At 68.2% G+C, this 17,168-nt stretch carries 13 protein-coding genes; 11 read left to right on the top strand and 2 right to left on the bottom strand.

Annotated elements, in window-relative coordinates:
- Nucleotides 1-243: 243 nt before the first annotated feature.
- From AZSP09_RS20540 to clpB, 3 genes are all read left to right on the top strand, one after another.
- A complete protein-coding gene (locus AZSP09_RS20540; RefSeq protein WP_197739058.1) occupies nt 244-1,479 on the top strand; it encodes a methyl-accepting chemotaxis protein in 1,236 nt (411 codons plus the stop codon).
- The gene (locus AZSP09_RS05525; RefSeq protein WP_152089409.1) at nt 1,476-3,431 is read left to right on the top strand and encodes a putative bifunctional diguanylate cyclase/phosphodiesterase; all 1,956 of its coding nucleotides are present in this window, start codon (nt 1,476-1,478) and stop codon (nt 3,429-3,431) included. Before AZSP09_RS20540 ends, AZSP09_RS05525 begins: the two co-directional genes overlap by 4 nt.
- A gap of 69 nt (nt 3,432-3,500) precedes the next feature.
- The gene (clpB, locus tag AZSP09_RS05520) at nt 3,501-6,086 is read left to right on the top strand and encodes an ATP-dependent chaperone ClpB (protein ID WP_152089408.1); all 2,586 of its coding nucleotides are present in this window, start codon (nt 3,501-3,503) and stop codon (nt 6,084-6,086) included.
- A 133-nt stretch (nt 6,087-6,219) separates the two neighbouring features.
- Here clpB and AZSP09_RS05515 read toward each other — a convergent pair whose 3' ends face one another.
- Complete coding sequence (locus tag AZSP09_RS05515; RefSeq protein WP_152089407.1) at nt 6,220-6,795, bottom strand: hypothetical protein; 576 nt, start codon at nt 6,793-6,795, stop codon at nt 6,220-6,222.
- A 283-nt stretch (nt 6,796-7,078) separates the two neighbouring features.
- Here AZSP09_RS05515 and AZSP09_RS05510 point away from each other — a divergent pair, with 283 nt between their 5' ends.
- A complete protein-coding gene (locus AZSP09_RS05510; protein WP_152089406.1) occupies nt 7,079-7,495 on the top strand; it encodes a YkgJ family cysteine cluster protein in 417 nt (138 codons plus the stop codon).
- 145 nt (nt 7,496-7,640) lie between these two features.
- Here AZSP09_RS05510 and AZSP09_RS05505 read toward each other — a convergent pair whose 3' ends face one another.
- Entirely contained in the window at nt 7,641-9,689 is a 2,049-nt protein-coding gene (locus tag AZSP09_RS05505) for a sensor histidine kinase (protein WP_172974700.1), read from the bottom strand.
- Between the two features lie 264 nt (nt 9,690-9,953).
- Here AZSP09_RS05505 and AZSP09_RS05500 point away from each other — a divergent pair, with 264 nt between their 5' ends.
- The 7 genes from AZSP09_RS05500 (at nt 9,954) to AZSP09_RS05470 (ending at nt 17,152) form a co-directional block, all read left to right on the top strand.
- Nucleotides 9,954-10,469, top strand: coding sequence for a sigma-70 family RNA polymerase sigma factor (locus AZSP09_RS05500; protein ID WP_152089404.1), 516 nt, complete (start codon nt 9,954-9,956; stop codon nt 10,467-10,469).
- A complete protein-coding gene (locus AZSP09_RS20535; protein WP_152089403.1) occupies nt 10,456-11,391 on the top strand; it encodes a FecR family protein in 936 nt (311 codons plus the stop codon). The genes AZSP09_RS05500 and AZSP09_RS20535 overlap by 14 nt, the downstream gene beginning before the upstream one ends.
- Before the next feature lie 102 nt (nt 11,392-11,493).
- Nucleotides 11,494-13,914: a TonB-dependent receptor gene (locus tag AZSP09_RS05490; RefSeq protein ID WP_152089402.1), complete on the top strand. Its 2,421-nt coding sequence runs from the start codon at nt 11,494-11,496 to the stop codon at nt 13,912-13,914.
- A 61-nt stretch (nt 13,915-13,975) separates the two neighbouring features.
- Entirely contained in the window at nt 13,976-14,941 is a 966-nt protein-coding gene (locus tag AZSP09_RS05485; protein ID WP_014237228.1) for an alpha/beta hydrolase, read from the top strand.
- Nucleotides 14,942-15,012: 71 nt separating this feature from the next.
- Nucleotides 15,013-15,294 carry a hypothetical protein gene (locus AZSP09_RS05480; RefSeq protein WP_152089401.1) on the top strand — a complete coding sequence of 94 codons (282 nt, stop codon included), beginning with the start codon at nt 15,013-15,015 and terminating at the stop codon, nt 15,292-15,294.
- On the top strand, nt 15,291-16,799 hold the full coding sequence (locus tag AZSP09_RS05475; protein WP_152089400.1) for a PepSY-associated TM helix domain-containing protein: 1,509 nt from the start codon (nt 15,291-15,293) through the stop codon (nt 16,797-16,799). Before AZSP09_RS05480 ends, AZSP09_RS05475 begins: the two co-directional genes overlap by 4 nt.
- Nucleotides 16,796-17,152, top strand: coding sequence for a DUF3325 domain-containing protein (locus AZSP09_RS05470; RefSeq protein WP_172974699.1), 357 nt, complete (start codon nt 16,796-16,798; stop codon nt 17,150-17,152). The genes AZSP09_RS05475 and AZSP09_RS05470 overlap by 4 nt, the downstream gene beginning before the upstream one ends.
- The last annotated feature ends 16 nt before the right edge of the window (nt 17,153-17,168 follow it).

Raw genomic sequence — 17,168 nt, 5'->3', positions numbered from 1 at the left:
CCGGCAGGCTGTAGTTGCAACGACGACAGACCTCCGGCAGGAAGGTGATAGGGGAATCAGGTCCCGGGTGATACCGGGGCGAATCAAAGCGTCATAAATTTGTCCTGGTTGGAATCGGTGGCGGCCAGCAGGGCTGCCGGCCATGTCCGTGGCAGCCGCAAACCACCCCATCCCGGCGCGCAACTCCAGGAACCATCACCACGACCGTGGATGCGGGACAACAACAGCTCCCTGGAGGAATCATTGGAAGCATCACGCCTCTTCAAGCGCGGCATCCTGGCCTTTTTGTCCATCGCCGCCGCCACGGGGGCCGCCGTTTATGGCGGCCATGAAGCCTTTCACCGCTTTGCCGAAAATTCCCTGGGCCTGTCGGACCGGGTGGTGGATACCCTGGGTTCGATGTGCATCGTGGTCGTTGCCTTCTGCGTCCATTACGCCATCTCCCGCCTGTTCTACCGGGACTTCCTGCTCGGCTCCCGGGTAGCGGCCGAGCATCTGCAGCAGCGCTCCCGGGAGCGTCTGGCCTGCGCCGCCGAACTGGCCGGGCGGGTGCGGGAAGTGGGGCGGGTCGGTGAGCTGACGCGGGAGCAGCTGGGCCAGCTGGTGCAGATCACCGAAGGGGCGGCGCGGGACATCATCGTCCAGTGCGAGAACCTGGACGCCACCATGGGCGACCTCAAGCAGATGGTGTCCCAGGCCGACGAGCTGAGTGCCCGCCTGACGGAAGACACGGAGGCCCGCATGGCCCACAACCGTACCGTCATCTCCCGTCTCGAGCAGTACATCGAAGAGCGGGTCAGCGAATCGGCGGAGGACCAGCAGCGCACCAGCCGGGTCATCGGCGAAACCCGGGCCCTGGGCGGCCTGGTGGAGGTGATCCGGCACATTTCCGGCCAGACCAACCTGCTGGCCCTGAATGCCGCCATCGAGGCGGCCCGGGCCGGGGAGGCGGGGCGCGGCTTCGCCGTGGTGGCCACCGAGGTGCGCAAGCTGTCGGGCGAGGTGGACCAGGCCGCCACCCAAATCCATTCCGGCATCTCGGCCATGGCCCAGAGCATCCAGTCCCAGTTCGAGCACAAGCTGGCCGGCACCCACGTGGACGCGGAGCGTACTTCCCTGCAGGCCATCACCGCCCAGCTGGAAGGGCTGGCCGAGGGCATCCAGCAGGCCATCAGCGGCGAGGCCAATTCGGTGCGTCTCATCTGCGATGGCGCCGCCATGCTGGACCAGGCCATTCTCCAGGTGATGAGCAGCATCCAGTTTCAGGACATCACCCGGCAGCAGATCGAACGCATCCAGGAGGGCATGCTGCGCATGGAGGACTACGTCCAGTCCCTGGTGCTGCAGCTCGAATCCCTGGAGTCCCTGGAGGCCTGCCACCCCCGGGAGGAACCCCTGGACCAGCTGGTGCAGGGCCTCTATGCCAGCATCACCGGTAGCAGCAAGGCGCCGGCCGGCGGCCTGGTGGAGCTCTTTTGAGCCCGGCGCCGAAATCCTCGGCGCCGGCCTGCTGCGCCAATCCCCTGCTGCGCCCCGGGCACCGCCAGGCCTGGCCCCTGGTGCTGCTCTACCTGTGCGCCGGCGGCGCCTTGCTGGCCGTGCTGCAGGGCGCGGCCGGCCTCTCCGACGGCGGTGCCGCCGTGCTGGTGCTGGGGAGCAGCGCCGCCGTGCTCTACCTGCTGCTCTACCGCAGCGGCACTCCCCGGGAGCTGGCGGCCTGCCGGGATTACGTGCATCGCCTCAACCTGGCCTCCGCCGTCTTCTCCGCCGCCCGGGAGGGCATCGTGGTGACCGACCTGGAGGGCCGGGTGGAAGCGGTGAATCCGGCCTTCTGCCAGATCACCGGCTACGGCGAGGCGGAATTGCAGGGCTTCAACCTGCGCCTGCTCAAGTCGGGCCGCCAGGACGGCGCCTTCTATCGCCAGCTGTGGCGCGACCTGCTGGAGAGCGGCCACTGGCAGGGGGAAATCTGGAACCGGCGCAAGAACGGCGAAACCTATCCCCAATGGCTGACCATCAGCACGGTGCGCGACGAGGCGCACCAGCCGGTCAGCTATGTGGGCGTGTTTCTCGACCTGTCGCCGATCCGGCGCTCCGAGCAGAAGCTGCTGCACTTGGCCCACCACGATCCCCTGACCGACCTGCCCAACCGCACCCTGTTCCTGGCCCGCCTGGAGCATGCCCTCAGCCTCTCGGCCCGGGAAGGCGGCAGCGGTGCCGTGCTCTTCCTCGACCTGGACCGCTTCAAGGACGTCAATGACAGCCTCGGCCATCCGACCGGGGACCGCCTGCTCTGTGCCGTGGCCGAGCGCTTGCGGCCCTGCCTGCGGGAGAGCGACACCCTGGCCCGCCTGGGCGGCGACGAATTCCTGCTCCTGCTGGAAACCGCGGCCACCCCGGAACGGGCCGCCGTGGTGGCGGAAAAGCTTCTGGAGCAACTGGCGGCGCCGTTCCCTCTCGACGACAGGAGCGAGGTCTACGTCGGCGCCAGCATCGGCATCTGCCTTTATCCGGCGGACGGGGACAACGCCACCACCCTGATCCAGCATGCCGATTCCGCCCTCTACCAGGCCAAGGCGGCGGGGCGCCACACCTTCCGTTTCTACAGCGAAGTCCAGACCCGGCAGGCGGATGCCCGCCTGGCCCTGGAGGCGGCCCTGCGCCGGGGCCTGGAGAAGGAGGAGTTCCTGCTTTACTACCAGCCCCAGGTGGATCTTCGCACCGCCAGCCTGGAGGGGGTGGAGGCCCTGGTGCGCTGGCGCCTTCCCGGTGGCGAACTGGTGCCGCCGGCCCGCTTCATTCCCCTGGCGGAAGAAACCGGCCTGATCCTGCCCCTGGGGGAATGGGTGCTGCGCCAGGCCTGCCGCCAGATGCAGCAGTGGGTGGCGCGGGGGCTGCCGATCCGCCGGGTGGCGGTGAATCTCTCTTCCCGCCAGTTCCGCCAGGCCGACCTGCTGCAGCGCATCAACGCCATCCTGGCGGAGACGGGCCTGGCGCCCCGCTACCTGGAGCTGGAAATCACCGAAAGCCTGCTCATGGACAATTCGGCCCAGGTGGACGCCAAGCTGGAAGCCCTGGAGGCCATGGGCATCCGGCTTGCCATCGACGATTTCGGCACCGGCTATTCCTCCCTTTCCTACCTCAAGCGCTTCCCCCTGCACACCCTGAAGCTGGACCGCAGCTTCATCCGGGACATTGCCGACGACCCGGTCAGTTCCAACATCGTTGCCTCCATCATCGAGCTGGGGCAGCACCTCGATATGGACATCCTGGCAGAAGGGGTGGAGACCGACCAGCAGCGTGGCATCCTGCTGCAAAACGGCTGCCGCACCTGCCAGGGCTATCTGTTTTCCCATCCCCTGCCGGCCGAGGAACTGGAGGCCCGCTGGCTGCGGGCTGCCGCCGGCCATGAAGCGCGGCCCTGCAATTAGGGCGGCCAGGTAGTTGAAATCAAAGGGAGTGCCCCCATCTTCCGGTCAATCCATCGGAAAGGAGCTCCCATGCGCTTCGACAAATTCACCACCAAATTCCAGCAGGCCCTGGCCGACGCCCAGAGCCTGGCCATCGGCGCCGACAACCAGTTCATCGACCCGGCCCATCTGCTGCTGGCCCTGCTCAACCAGGACGACGGCGGCACTGCCTCCCTGCTGGCCCGGGCCGGCGTCAACGTGCCGCCCCTGCGCACCGCCCTGGAGCAGGCCATCGCCCGCCTGCCCAAGGTGGAAGGCCACGGCGGCGACGTCACCATCGGCCGCGACCTGACCAACCTGCTCAACCTTACCGACAAGGAAGCCCAGAAGCGGGGCGACCAGTTCATCGCCTCCGAGATGTTCCTGGTGGCCCTGACCGGCGACAAGGGTGAAACCTCCCGCATCGCCAAGCAATACGGCCTGGAGAAGAAACCCCTGGAAGCCGCCATCGACGCCGTGCGCGGCGGCCAGGGCGTGGATAGTCAGGAGGCCGAAGGCCAGCGCGAATCCCTGAAGAAATACTGCGTGGACCTCACCGAGCGGGCCGCCCAGGGCAAGCTGGACCCGGTCATCGGCCGGGACGACGAAATCCGTCGCGCCATTCAAATTTTGCAGCGCCGTACCAAGAACAACCCGGTGCTGATCGGCGAGCCCGGTGTCGGCAAGACCGCCATCGTCGAGGGCCTGGCCCAGCGCATCGTCAATGACGAGGTGCCGGAAACCCTGAAGGGCAAGAAGGTGCTGGTGCTGGACATGGCTGGCCTGCTGGCCGGCGCCAAATACCGGGGCGAGTTCGAGGAGCGCCTCAAGGCCGTGCTCAACGACATCGCCAAGGATGAAGGCCGCATCATTCTCTTCATCGACGAAATCCACACCATGGTCGGCGCCGGCAAGGCCGAGGGCGCCATCGACGCCGGCAACATGCTGAAGCCCGCCCTGGCCCGGGGCGAGCTACACTGCATCGGTGCCACCACCCTGGACGAATACCGCAAGTACATCGAGAAGGATGCCGCCCTGGAGCGCCGCTTCCAGAAGGTGCTAGTGGACGAGCCTTCCGTCGAAGCCACCATCGCCATCCTGCGCGGCCTGCAGGAGAAGTACGAGCTGCACCACGGCGTGGACATCACCGACCCGGCCATCGTCGCCGCGGCAGAACTCTCCCACCGCTACATCACCGACCGCTTCCTGCCGGACAAGGCCATCGACCTCATCGACGAGGCCGCCGCCCGCATCAAGATGGAAATCGACTCCAAGCCGGAAGTGATGGACAAGCTGGACCGTCGCATCATCCAGCTGAAGATCGAGCGGGAAGCGGTGAAAAAGGAGAAGGACGAAGCCTCGAAGAAGCGCTTCGGCCTGATCGAGGACGAAATCGCCAAGCTGCAGAAGGAATATTCCGACCTGGAGGAAGTGTGGAAGGCCGAGAAGGCCCAGGTCCACGGCGCCGCCCACGTCAAGGAAGAGATCGACAAGATCAAGGCCGAGATCGCCAAGCTGCAGCGCGAAGGCAAGCTGGAAAAGGTGGCCGAGCTGCAATACGGCAAGCTGCCCCAGCTCGAAGCCCAGCTCAAGGTGGCCGAGAAGGCCAGCGAAGGCGGACAGCAGCAGAACAAGCTGCTGCGCACCCAGGTGGGTGCCGAGGAAATCGCCGAAGTGGTGAGCCGGGCCACCGGCATTCCCGTCTCCAAGATGATGCAGGGTGAGCGGGACAAGCTCCTGAAAATGGAAGACCGCCTGCACCAGCGCGTGGTGGGCCAGGATGAGGCCGTGCGCCTGGTGTCCGACGCCATCCGCCGCTCCCGCGCCGGTTTGAGCGATCCCAACCGGCCCTACGGCTCCTTCCTCTTCCTCGGCCCCACCGGCGTCGGCAAGACCGAACTGTGCAAGGCCCTGGCCGAGTTCCTCTTCGATTCGGAAGAGCACCTGATCCGCATCGACATGAGCGAGTTCATGGAGAAGCACTCCGTGGCCCGCCTCATCGGCGCGCCTCCGGGCTATGTCGGCTACGAGGAGGGCGGCACCCTGACCGAAGCGGTGCGGCGCAAGCCCTATAGCGTGATCCTGCTGGACGAGGTGGAAAAGGCCCACCCGGACGTCTTCAACGTGCTGCTGCAGGTGCTGGACGACGGCCGCATGACCGACGGCCAGGGCCGCACGGTGGACTTCAAGAACACCGTGATCGTCATGACCTCCAACCTGGGCAGCCAGATGATCCAGCAGATGGCCGGCGACGATTACCAGCTGATCAAGCTGGCGGTGATGGGCGAGGTGAAGAGCTACTTCCGCCCCGAGTTCATCAACCGCATCGACGAGGCGGTGGTCTTCCACAGCCTGGACGAGAAGAACATCCGCAACATCGCCCGCATCCAGCTCGGCTATCTGGAAAAGCGGGTGGCCCAGCTGGAAATGCGCCTGGAGGTGGCCGATTCCGCCCTGGACGAACTGGCCAAGGCCGGCTTCGACCCCATCTTCGGCGCCCGCCCGCTGAAGCGGGCCATCCAGCAGCACATCGAGAACCCGCTGGCCAAGCAGATTCTCGAAGGCAACTTCGGTCCCAAGGACACCATCCTGGTCAGTTGCGACGAGGGCGGGGTGATGCGGTTTGCCAAGGGCTGAGTTGCAGAACTAACGGTGGCAATACGGCAAAACGGCGGGTCCTGAGTACATCAGGCCCGCCGCTTTTCTTTGAGGGTGTGATCCGAGCCCATCACCCGCTAGATGAGGGACGCTCCCGGTTCGCCGTATCGGATCAGTGCCGGTTGGTGACGACGAAGTAGGCGAATCCGTCTGGGGTGGCGACGCAGCCTTCGTTCTGCTCGATTTTGCTGCCGACGGCGGCAGTGATGCGTTTTTTTTCCAGGCGGCCAGTACTGCCTTTGTCCTGCCCCAGGCCGGCGTTGAGAGCGTCGCATACTTCGGGACGGATATTGGTCAGCAGGAGCAGGTCGTCGGCTGCTGCCGAACCCAGTTCTTCGCCCTGGGGACCGCCAATGACCACACTGAATTCGCTGCGCAGATACTGCCAGGGAGCGGGTGCGGTCTGGATGCCGGAGGGAACGGGGAGCGGGACGCCACCGCTAAAGTAAACTCCATCGACCAGGGGCTGGAGATCGGTGAGTCCGGTCTTGCCGTTGAAGACACCATCGGCCTCAGCCCGGAAGAGCGTCATGGAGAACTTGGCGACATGATCCTGGAAGGCCTTGATGGTTTTGGGGCTGGCCTGGGAAGAGGCACTGCCTCCTTCGCTGTCGGCGGCTTTCTGGCATGCCGAGGTTCCCAGACAGGCGGCAATGATGATGGCGGTGGCAAGGCGTTGGTAATGCATGGCTAGTCCTTCGGCGTGAAGTTTGGCTGCGTGTGCGGTTGATCGTCAGTATTGCGGCTGGCCGCCATTGTACTGACCCGTTGCCTGCGGGGCTGGGCATTGGTGATGTTCAACGGAGCGGATAGGGCGGGGGACTTATCAAGGGCGCCGAGTTTTTTTAAACTGCCCGTCCCCGGCCCTCTTGTCCGGTTGCCAACCCACGGTGGGCAACGGAGGTGGTGCGGCGGGGGCCATTTCCATCCATCTTTTGCTTGTGCCGGCCCGGGCGGGCCGGGAGAACGACATGCCCCAGATCAGCATTCGCACCGAGGACGACCGGGTTTTCTACGACATGGCGGGGAACGACCATCCCTGCGTCGGCTGCGGCTGTTGCTGCAAGTTCTTTCGCGTTTCCTTCTACCACGGGGAGCTGGATACCCAGCCCGGCGGCTATGTGCCGGAAGCCCTGACGTCGTCCCTGACGCCCTTCCGCGCCTGCATGAAGGGCACGGAGTCGGGGGAGGGGCGCTGCATCGCCCTGCAGGCGGATAATCGCTGCGGCATCTACGACAACCGGCCTTCGGTGTGCCGGGAGTTTCCGGCCCTGCTGGAGGACGGCAGCCTCAATCCGGAATGCGTGCGCCTGAAGCGCCTCTTCAGCCTGCCCATTCCCGGGGAAGCGCCGGGTCCGGCCGGGAACGACACACAGCGGCCTGCCTAGCCCGCTTTTTTTTGCGCCGGATTTTCCCCCGGGGCATGCCCGGGGAGGCAGATGGGGCGGCCATTGTGGCCGACCCATGCCGGAGATGGGCGTGCTTGCTTGATCCTGGGGCAGGGTGCCGGAGGGCAACCGGCCCGGCGGTATTTCAGTGGGCCGGGTCCCGCAGCTCGGGCACGGCGCGGCGGGCCTCCCGCAGGCAGCGCAGGGCGGTGTCGAAGTCGATGCTGTCGATGGCCTCGTCGCAGGCCCGGGCGCCGGGGCCGAGGGCGGCGTGGAGCAGGGGGGTGTAGCGCTTCCACAGGGTCTGGGCCTGGAAGTTGTCGGCGGCCAGGAGGGCTTCCAGTTCGGCCAGCACGTGGCGTACCCGCTGCCAGTCGCCGGCGCCGAGGACCCCCGGATTCTCGTCCACCGCCCCCAGGGGCAGGGTGAACCAGAAGGTGCTGCCGTCGCCCGGGGCGGAGGTGCAGCCGATCTCGCCCAGCATCAGGGCCACCAGGCGCTTGCACAGGGCCAGGCCGAGGCCGGCGCCGCCGTAGCGGCGGGTGCTGGAATTGTCGCCCTGGTTGAAGATCTGGAAGAGGTTGTCCCGCAGTTCGGGGGCGACGCCGATGCCCTGGTCGCTGACCTCGAAACGCACCCGCACGTTGCCGTCGTCGCTGGGCACCCGGTGGGCCCGCAGGATCACCGGCCCCTGTTCGGAGAACTTGATGGCGTTGTCGAGCAGGCCGTTGAGTACCTGGCGGATGCGCTCCGGGTCGCCGTGCAGGCGGGCTGGCAGGGCCGGGTCGCTCACCACCTGGACGCCGATGCCCTTGGCCGCCGCCGCTTCGGCCAGGCCCTGGCGGGCCTCCTCCAGCAGCTCGGCCAGGCCGAAGTCGCGCAGGGCCAGGGTGATCTTGCCGCTCTCGATGCTGGAGACGTCGAGGATGGAGTTGATCAGTTCCAGGAGGCGCTGGGAGGCCTGTTCCACCTTGTGCAGATGGTCCTGGCCCCGGGGGCCCTGGACTTCCCGCTGCAGGATGGTGGTGAAGCCCATGATGTGGTTGAGGGGAGTGCGCAGTTCGTGGCTCATCTTGGCCAGGAAGGTGCTCTTGGCCCGGTTCGCCGCCTCCGCCTCGTCGGCCCGCTCCGCCAGTTCCGTGGCCAGACGGGTGCGTTCCTCCAGCAGGGTCTCCAGCTCGGTGCCGATGCGTTTGCGCACCGCCAGGTCGGCCCGCAGGCGCTCGGCGGAGCGGTACATGAGCCAGGCGGCCAGGCCGATGGCCAGCACGGCCAGGGCCGCCAGGCCGCCCAGGATCAGGCTGTGCCCCTGCCAGCCGCCCAGGTAGTCCCGGCTGGCCATGCCGACGATGACGTAGAAGGGGTAGGACTCCAGGCGGCGGTAGGCATTGTTGCGTTCGACGCCGTCCAGGCTGGTGCGGGCCAGATACTGGCCGTCCGTCGGGTGCCGGCGCAGCATGTCCAGCAGTTCCTGGGAAACCTCCCGGCTGCCGACGGCGTTGCGGGTGCTCGGATAGCGGTGCACCAGAGCCAGGTCGGCGGTGCGGATGGAAGCCGCGCCCTGGGGACCGAGGCTGACGGAGGCGAGGATGCGCTCGAAATGCACGGTGGGGATGGCGGCATAGACCACGCCGGCGAAGGTGCCGTCCGGGGCCTCGATGCGGCGGGAGAGGGTGACCACCCATTGCTTGGCAATGCGCCCCATGAGGGGACCGGCAATGATCAGTTCGCTGGCGCTGCCGTCCCGGGCCCGCAGGAAGTACTCCCGGTCCCCCAGGTTGACCGGGCCGCCGCCGGGAATGCCGGCACCGTAGCGCACCACGCCGTCCCGGTCGATGATGCGCAGGCTGATGATCTCGGGCACCAGGGCCTGCTGCCGTTCCAGATAGAGCTTCAGTTCCAGGGGCCGCACCTTGCCCCCGGCTAGCTGCTCCTGGTACTGGGCCACCGTCGATTGCAGCACCACGTCGATCTTGTCGAAGACGCTGCTCAGGTGCAGGTCCAGCATGTGGGAGACGTTCTGGGTCGCCACCTCGGCCCGCTCCCGATAGCGGATGCGCTCCTCCCAGATGGCCATGGCGGCCAGGGAGACCACCAGGGTGGCGATGATCAGGGCCACCAGGGCATGGGGCAGCCAGCGCGGCATGTCGGCGCCCGGGGCCTCGACGGCGGGAATCTTGGCTGGAGCATTCATGGCTGGCGGGGTCCCGGTGAGTAACGCGGTGGCTGATGACGTCGGTTTATTCTGGGGCCTGGATGCCTTCCGAACAAGAGGCGGGGAGGGACGGTGCCAGGTGCCGCCGATGCCCCGGCCCCGATGGCGGCGGGAGTCGGCCCCCCGGGCGGCGCTTGCATCTTGCGATATATTTGAGAATAATTCGCATCTAGCCAGCAGTGAGTGCCTTACTCCGCGCCAGCCACGTTTTCCGTCCACCTGGCTTTCCCGCGGAGTTCCTGCATGCACGTCGCTTCTTCGACCGAATCTGTCGACCATCTCTATCGGTCCCATCACGGCTGGCTGTTCGGCTGGCTGAGAAAGAAGACGGGCTGCCGCGACCATGCCGCCGACCTGGCCCAGGACACCTTCCTCAAGCTGCTGGCCCTGCCGGAAATGCCGGCCCTGCGGGAGCCCCGCGCCTACCTGCTGGTGACGGCCAACCGCCTGCTGATCAACCTGCACCAGCGCTCCCGGGTGGAGCGGGAAACCCTGCAGGCCCTGGTCCTGCTCCTGGAGCCGGACAGCGAGCCCAGCCCCGAACACATCGTCGCCATGCGCCAGCTGCTACGCCAGGTGCTGCTCATGCTCTCCGAGGAACTGGAGGAAAAGCCGCGCCGCGCCTTCCTCCTGGCCCGGCTGGAAGGCCTTTCCTACGCCGATATCGCCGCCGAGCTGCAGGTCTCCGAAAGCAGCGTCAAACAGTATCTGGCCAAGGCCCTGGCCCATTGCCACGGGAGGCTCTATGGCCACCTGTGAGCGGGAGGAACTGGCCGCCATCCGGGAGGCCGCGGCTGCCTGGGTGGTACGCCTGGCCGACGAACTGGAGGAGACGGGGGAGGGTGATGCCGGCGGCGAGGCACAGCGGGACTTCCAGGTTTGGCTGCGGGCCGACCCCCGCCACCAGGAGACCTTCCGCCAGATCCGCCTGATGTGGGACGCCCTGGAACAGCCCCTGCCCCGGGCCGCCCCGGCCCGCCGGCCGCTGCTGCTGGGGGCAGCGTCCCTGCTCGGCCTCTGTCTGCTGTTCCTGGGTCACGGCCAGCACTGGCTGGCGGACGAGCGCAGCGGCATCGGCGAGGTGCGGCAGCTGACCCTGACGGACGGCTCCCGCCTGACCCTGGACAGCGGTTCCGCCGTGGATGTGGATTTTTCCGGCACGGAGCGCCGGGTGCGCCTCCTGGCCGGTCGGGTCCTGGCCCAGGTGGCCCACGACCCGGCGGGCCGCCCCTTCCGGGTGGTGAGCGAGGAGGGCACGGCCCAGGCCCTGGGCACCCGCTATGTGGTGGATCGCAGCGGCGACGGCACCCTGGTCAGCGTCATCGAATCCTCCGTCGCCGTGCGGGCCGCCCGGGGCGGCGCCAGCTTCACCCTCGGCCCGGGTCAGGCCCTGCGCCTGGGGCCGGGCGGCACGGCCGAGCCCCTGGCGGCGGCACCGGCGGCCGACAGCTGGGAACAGCATCGCCTGATCTTCGACAACGCTCCCCTGGACGAGGTCCTGGCCCAGCTCAACCGCTATTTCCCCGGCCACCTGCACGCCAGTGGCGACGATCTGGCCCGCCTGCGCTTTACCGGCGCCCTGCCGGCGGACGATGTGGACAAGGCCCTGCGCCTGCTGGCCGAGGTGCTGCCCCTGCGGGTGGAGCGCCACTCCCGCTGGCTGATCCGGGTCCGCACCTGAAAATTTTTCAAAATATTTTGCCCAGGGGCTGCCCGATTCCGTTTCTCGTCGGTCATGGAAAGTGAAAGCCACTTTTTTTCGACCGTCTTTTCAGGAGTCTGCATGTCCCAACCAGCCCAGCGTCCCGGCCGCCGACAGGCCCGGCCCGCCTTCCGTCTCACCGCCCTGGCCCTCGCCCTCTGCTGTGCCGGGCCCCTGTGGGCCGATCCGGCCGCCGGCAAGGCCGGCATCCACCTGCAACAGCCGGCCCAGCCCCTGGGCCAGGCCCTGTCCCAGCTGGCGGCCAAGACCGGCCTGCTGCTGGGGGTGGATGCCAGCCTGGTGGCCGGCAAGACCGCCCCGGCCCTGGACGGCTGGTTTGCCCCCGATGCGGCCCTGGTCAAACTCCTCGCCGGCAGCGGCCTGGAAGCCGTGCCCGGCAGCGACGGCACCTACACCCTGCGCCGCCTGCCGGCCCGCAGCGAGGCTGCCCTGCCGGAAGTGAAGGTCACCGCCAGCGGCGATTATCTCTCCCTGCCGGCCCCCTACGCCGGCGGCCAGGTGGCCCGGGGCGCCCGCCTGGGCATGCTGGGCAACCGGGACGTGATGGACACGCCCTTCAACATCACCGCCTATACCGCCGACGTGGTGGAAAACCAGCAGGCCCGCACCGTGGCCGACGTGCTGGCCAACGAGCCCTCCGCCCGTTACACCGTTTCCGCCGGCCACCTCTACGAGAACTTCCGCCTGCGGGGCTTCGACGTCTTCGCTGGCGACCTGTCGGTGAACGGCCTCTTCGGCATGACGCCCCAGGGCCACGTGCCGGTGGAGTTCCTGGAGCGGGTGGAAGTGCTGAAGGGCCCCGGCGCCATGTTCACCGGCATGCCTCCCGGCGGCGGTGTCGGCGGCGTGGTGAACCTGGTGACCAAGCGGGCGGCGGACGATCCCCTGACCCGGGTGACCGTGGACTACACCTCCGATTCCCAGATCGGCACCCATCTGGACCTGGGCCGCCGCTTCGGCCCCACCAAGCAGATTGGCCTGCGGGTCAATGCAGCCCACCGGGAAGGGGACACCACCACCGACGGCCAGCAAAAGAAGCGGGACTTCCTCTCCGTTGGCGCCGATTACCGGGGCGAGGCCCTGGTGCTGTCCGGCGACTTCTACTACAGCAAGGAGGAAATGAAGGGCGGCACGCCGGCCTCCGCCTACTGGTTCGCCGATTCCCTGCCGTCCCCCCTCAGCGCGCCCGATGCCAAGCAGAACCTGTTCCCCGGCGCCTACGGCACCCTGGAGAACATGGGCCTGATGCTGCGGGCCGACTACGAGATCAACGACAAGCTTTCCGTCTACGGCTCCCTGGGCACCCAGCATTACGACTACTGGGGCTTCATCAACGGCACCCATGCCCGCAACATCCAGGCCAACGGCAATTTCACCGGGGTGCTCACCGGCCAGTACGGCTTCAGCGATTCCGTCGCCTCCGAGATCGGCCTCAAGGGCCGCTTCAAGACCGGCGACGTGGGCCACGACGTGGTGGTGAGCACCTCCGGCCTGCTGCAGGAAAGCGGTTCCCTGACCAAGTCCGGCACCAGCTTCGCCTCCAACATCTACAACCCGACGGCGGCCAACGTCGGCACCTTGCCCCGTAGCGCGCGCAAGACCGGCGAAACCACCCTGACCAGCCTGGCCATTGCCGACACCCTCTCCTTTCTCGACGAGAAGGTGCTGCTGACCCTGGGCCTGCGGGACCAGCGGGTGCGCACCCGCAACTTCAACGGCACCACCGGGGTGCAGACCTCCAGCTACGACAAGAGCGCCGTGACGCCCTCCGTCGGCCTGGTGGTGAAGCCCTGGGCGGCGCCGGTGTCCCTCTACGGCAACTACATCGAAGGCCTGAGCAAGGGCGACACGGTCACCGACGTCACCGCCACCAACTACGGCCATACCTTCGCTCCCTACAAGACCGAGCAGAAGGAAGTGGGGGTGAAGTGGGAAGCGGGCAAGTTCGCCAACACCGTCTCCCTTTTCGAGCTGACCAAGCCGGGCATGATGAAGGTGGGCAATGCCTACACCGACGGCCAGGAACGTCGCCACCGCGGCATCGAGTGGAACACCTTCGGCGAGGTGAGCCGCAATGTGCGCCTGCTGGGCGGAGCCACCTACACCAAGGCGGAGCTGACCCGCACCCAGAACGGCACCTATGACGGCAACACCGCCATCGGGGTGCCCGAGTGGCAGGCCACCCTGGGCTCCGAATGGGATACGCCCTGGGTGAACGGCCTGACCCTGACCGGCCGCCTGACCTACAACGGCAAGTTCTACCTGAACGCAGCCAACACCCACCAGCTGCCGGCCTGGACCATCCTGGACCTGGGCGCCCGCTACACGACCCGGGTGGCCGAGCAGAAGGTGGTGTTCCGCGCCAACGTGAACAACGTCTTCGACAAGAACTACTTCTCCGGCAGCTTCTCCGACAGCTATTCCATGGCCACCATCGGCGCGCCCCGCAGCGTCAGCCTGTCGGCCTCGGTGGACTTCTGAGTCCGTTCCTCCCGCCCCCGGGCCGTGGCAATGCCCGGGGGCTCTTTTTTTCGAGGCATCCATGCAATCTATGAGCTTGTTGTCCCTGCGCCTGGGCCGCGGCCTTCTCCTGGGCCTGCTGCTGGCGCCCCTGCTGCCCCTGGGCGGCAGTCCGGCCCTGGCTCGCGACGAGACCGCCTGGCGTCCGGTGGAACTGCCCCAGTCCCTGCAGCGGGACGTGACCTCCCGCCATACCGGCCGTACCTACCGGATTTTCGTCGCCAAGCCGGCCGGGGCCGCCCCTGCCGCCGGCTTCCCGGTGCTCTACGCCCTGGACGGCAATACGGCCTTTCCCACCCTGTCGGTGGTGGCCCGGCGCATGGCCGAGCGTGCCGCCGTCACCGGCGTGCCGCCCACCCTGGTGGTGGCCATCGGCTATCCGGGTTCCGCCGACGAGGCGGTGACGGCCCGGGCCGACGACTACACGCCGCCCCTGCCGCCCGGCCGGCCCAAATCCGAGCGGGGCGGCGAGCGTCAGGGTGGCGCCGACCGCTTCCTGGCCTTCATCGAGGAGGAGCTGAAGCCCCTCATCGCCGCCGAGTTCCCGGTGGATCCGGCGCGCCAGGGCCTGTTCGGCCATTCCTACGGCGGCCTGTTCGCCCTGCACGTGCTGTTCACCCGGCCCCAGGCCTTCCACACCTACGTCGCCGCCAGTCCCTCGGTCTGGTACGGCGACCGCTACTTGCGCCTGGAGCGGGAGCAACTGGCCGCCGGCGCCCGCCGCCAGGCCCAGGTGCTGATCACCGTCGGCGCCCGGGAGGACGATCCGCCCAGCGACAACCCGGATTCGCCCCGGGCCCGCCTCCTGGCCAGCCGGCCCATGGTCACCGACGCCCGGGAGATGGGCCTGTGGCTGGCCGGCGGCGCCCGCCTGGCCGGGCCGGTGCGCTACGAGGTGCTGGCCGGGGAGAACCACGGCTCGGTGATCCTGCCCTCCCTGACCCGGGCCCTGGCCTTCCTCGGCGATCCCGAGGCCATGGCGCCCTGAGGCCGCCCATTGCCGTGTTCGTCCTTTCCTTCGCCAACCGGGGCCCCTGGCCCCTTTTCGGATGCATTGCCATGCGTATCTACCAATCCTGGACCCAGGTCCTGAGCCGCGTCCTGGCGGCCGGCCTGGGGGGCTACGCGGCCGCCTGGGCCCTGGTCTTCGCCCTGGGGGTGTGGCTGCCCCTGGCCCGGGTCAGCCTGTGGTTCCTCATGGGCCAGATCCTGCCCGTCCCCCTGCTGCTGGCCCTGCTGTGGGCCTTTGCCGCCTCCAGCGCCGCCCGGGCCTGGGGCTGGCTGCTGGCCCTGGCGACCCTGCTGGCCGGCCTCGGCTACCTGGGAAAGGTGCTGTCATGAAGGCCCCCACGTTCACCCAGTCCATGTCCTGGCTGCACACCTGGAGCGGTCTCCTCTTCGGCTGGCTGCTGGTGCCCATTTTCTTCACCGGCACCCTGGCCGTGTTCGAGCCGGAGATCAGCCACTGGATGCGCCCGGAAATCCGCCATGCCCCGGCCGAGCCGGCCCGGGCCCTGGCGGTGGCCGAGGCGCGCCTGCGTCAGGTGGGGGAGGGAGCGCCCATCTGGCGCGTGCAGATGCCCTCGTCCCGCCAGCCGGCGGTGGGCATCGTCTGGGGCAACCGGGAGCAGACCCGGGAGGAAGTCCTGCATCCGCTAAGCGGCGAGGTGCTGCCGGTGCGGGCCACGGAAGGGGGCCATTTCTTCACCCACTTCCACGCCGAACTGGATGCGGGCAAGGTGGGGCGGGCCATCGTCTGCCTGGTGGGGCTGGTGATGCTGGCGGCCCTGATCAACGGCATCGTGGTGCACAAGAAAATCTTCCAGGATTTCTTCACCTTCCGCCCCCAGTCCTCGGCCCAGCGCAGCTGGCTGGACGCCCACAACGTCCTCGGCGTCCTCGGCCTGCCCTTTCTCCTGCTCATCACCTATACCGGCGTGGTGATCCTGGTGGACAGCTACCTGCCCGCCGCCACCTACCATTTCTACGACGGCAAGGCCGGCGGCCCCCGGGGCGACGTGGTGCGCAGCTTCGAGCGCCGGCCGGCCGGCGTGGCGGCGCCCCTGCCGTCCCTGGCGCCCCTGCTGCAGGAGGCGGAGACGGTCCTGGGCGCCGGCCATGTGGGCTGGATCGGCATCCGCGCCCCCGGCGACCGGGAAGCCACGGTGCAGTTCATGCGCCATCTGGACGACCGCCTCGGCGCCGTCGCCGACCACATCACCTTCGCCGCGGTGAGCGGCTGGGAACTGGGGCGGCAGACCGAGTGGAACCCGGTGGCCTACGCCTTCCGCACCCAGGTGGGGCTGCACCTGGTCCATTTCGGCGGCTATCCGGCCCAGTGGCTGTATTTCCTCTCCGGCGTTGCCGGCACCGCCATGATGGCGGTGGGGCTGGTGCTGTTCACCATCAAGCGGCGCAAGCGTCCCGGCCATGAATTCGGGGCCGCCACGGCCCGGGTCTATGGCGCCATTGAAAGCCTCAACGTGGCCACCGTGGCCGGAGTGATGCTGGCCAGCGCCGCCTTCCTCTGGGCCAACCGGCTGCTGCCGGCGGACCTGGCGGAGCGGGCGGCCTGGGAGGTCGGCGCCTTCTTCGCCGTGTGGGCCCTGACCCTGGTCCATGCCGGCCTGCGTGCCCCCGGCGCGGCCTGGCGCGGGCAGCTCTACGCCGCCGGCCTGGCCTGGGCCCTGCTGCCTCTGTGCGACGTGGCCGGCGCCCCGGGGCTGCTGGATGCCATGCGCCTGGGGGTGGATTTGACCGCCCTCGTCGGCGGCCTGGCCCTGGTCTATCTGGGATGGCGGGTGAGCCGCCGTTTTGCCGCCGCAGCGGCCAAGGAGGCAGCATGAACATTTCCTGGTTGCACGCCGCCGCCAGTCTCGGCCTGGCCTATCTGGGCATGCTGGGCCTGTGCCTGGGCATGGCCCGCCACTACCGGCAGCGCTACCACCATCCCCTGACACCGGGACGGGGCCGGGGCCTGCGCCTGGCCGGCTGGAGCGGCTGCCTGCTGGCCCTGGTGCCCTGTCTTGCGGGCTGGGGCGCGGCCCAGGGCGTGGTGCTGTGGATCGGCCTGCTCTCCGCTGCGGCCACCGGCCTGGTGTTCCTGCTGGCCTGGCGGCCGCCCTGGTGCACCCGGGGCGGCGCCCTGGCCGCGCTGGCGGTGCTGGCCTGGCTGGGAAGCCTGGCGTCCGGAGGTTAATAAAAGTGCTTGCAAT

The sequence above is a fragment of the Azospira sp. I09 genome (assembly GCF_009177135.1).
GTDB classification, from domain to species: Bacteria; Pseudomonadota; Gammaproteobacteria; order Burkholderiales; family Rhodocyclaceae; genus Azospira; species Azospira oryzae.
The sequence above is the reverse complement of the archived record's forward strand: the minus strand, read 5'-3'. Positions and strand labels throughout refer to the sequence as shown.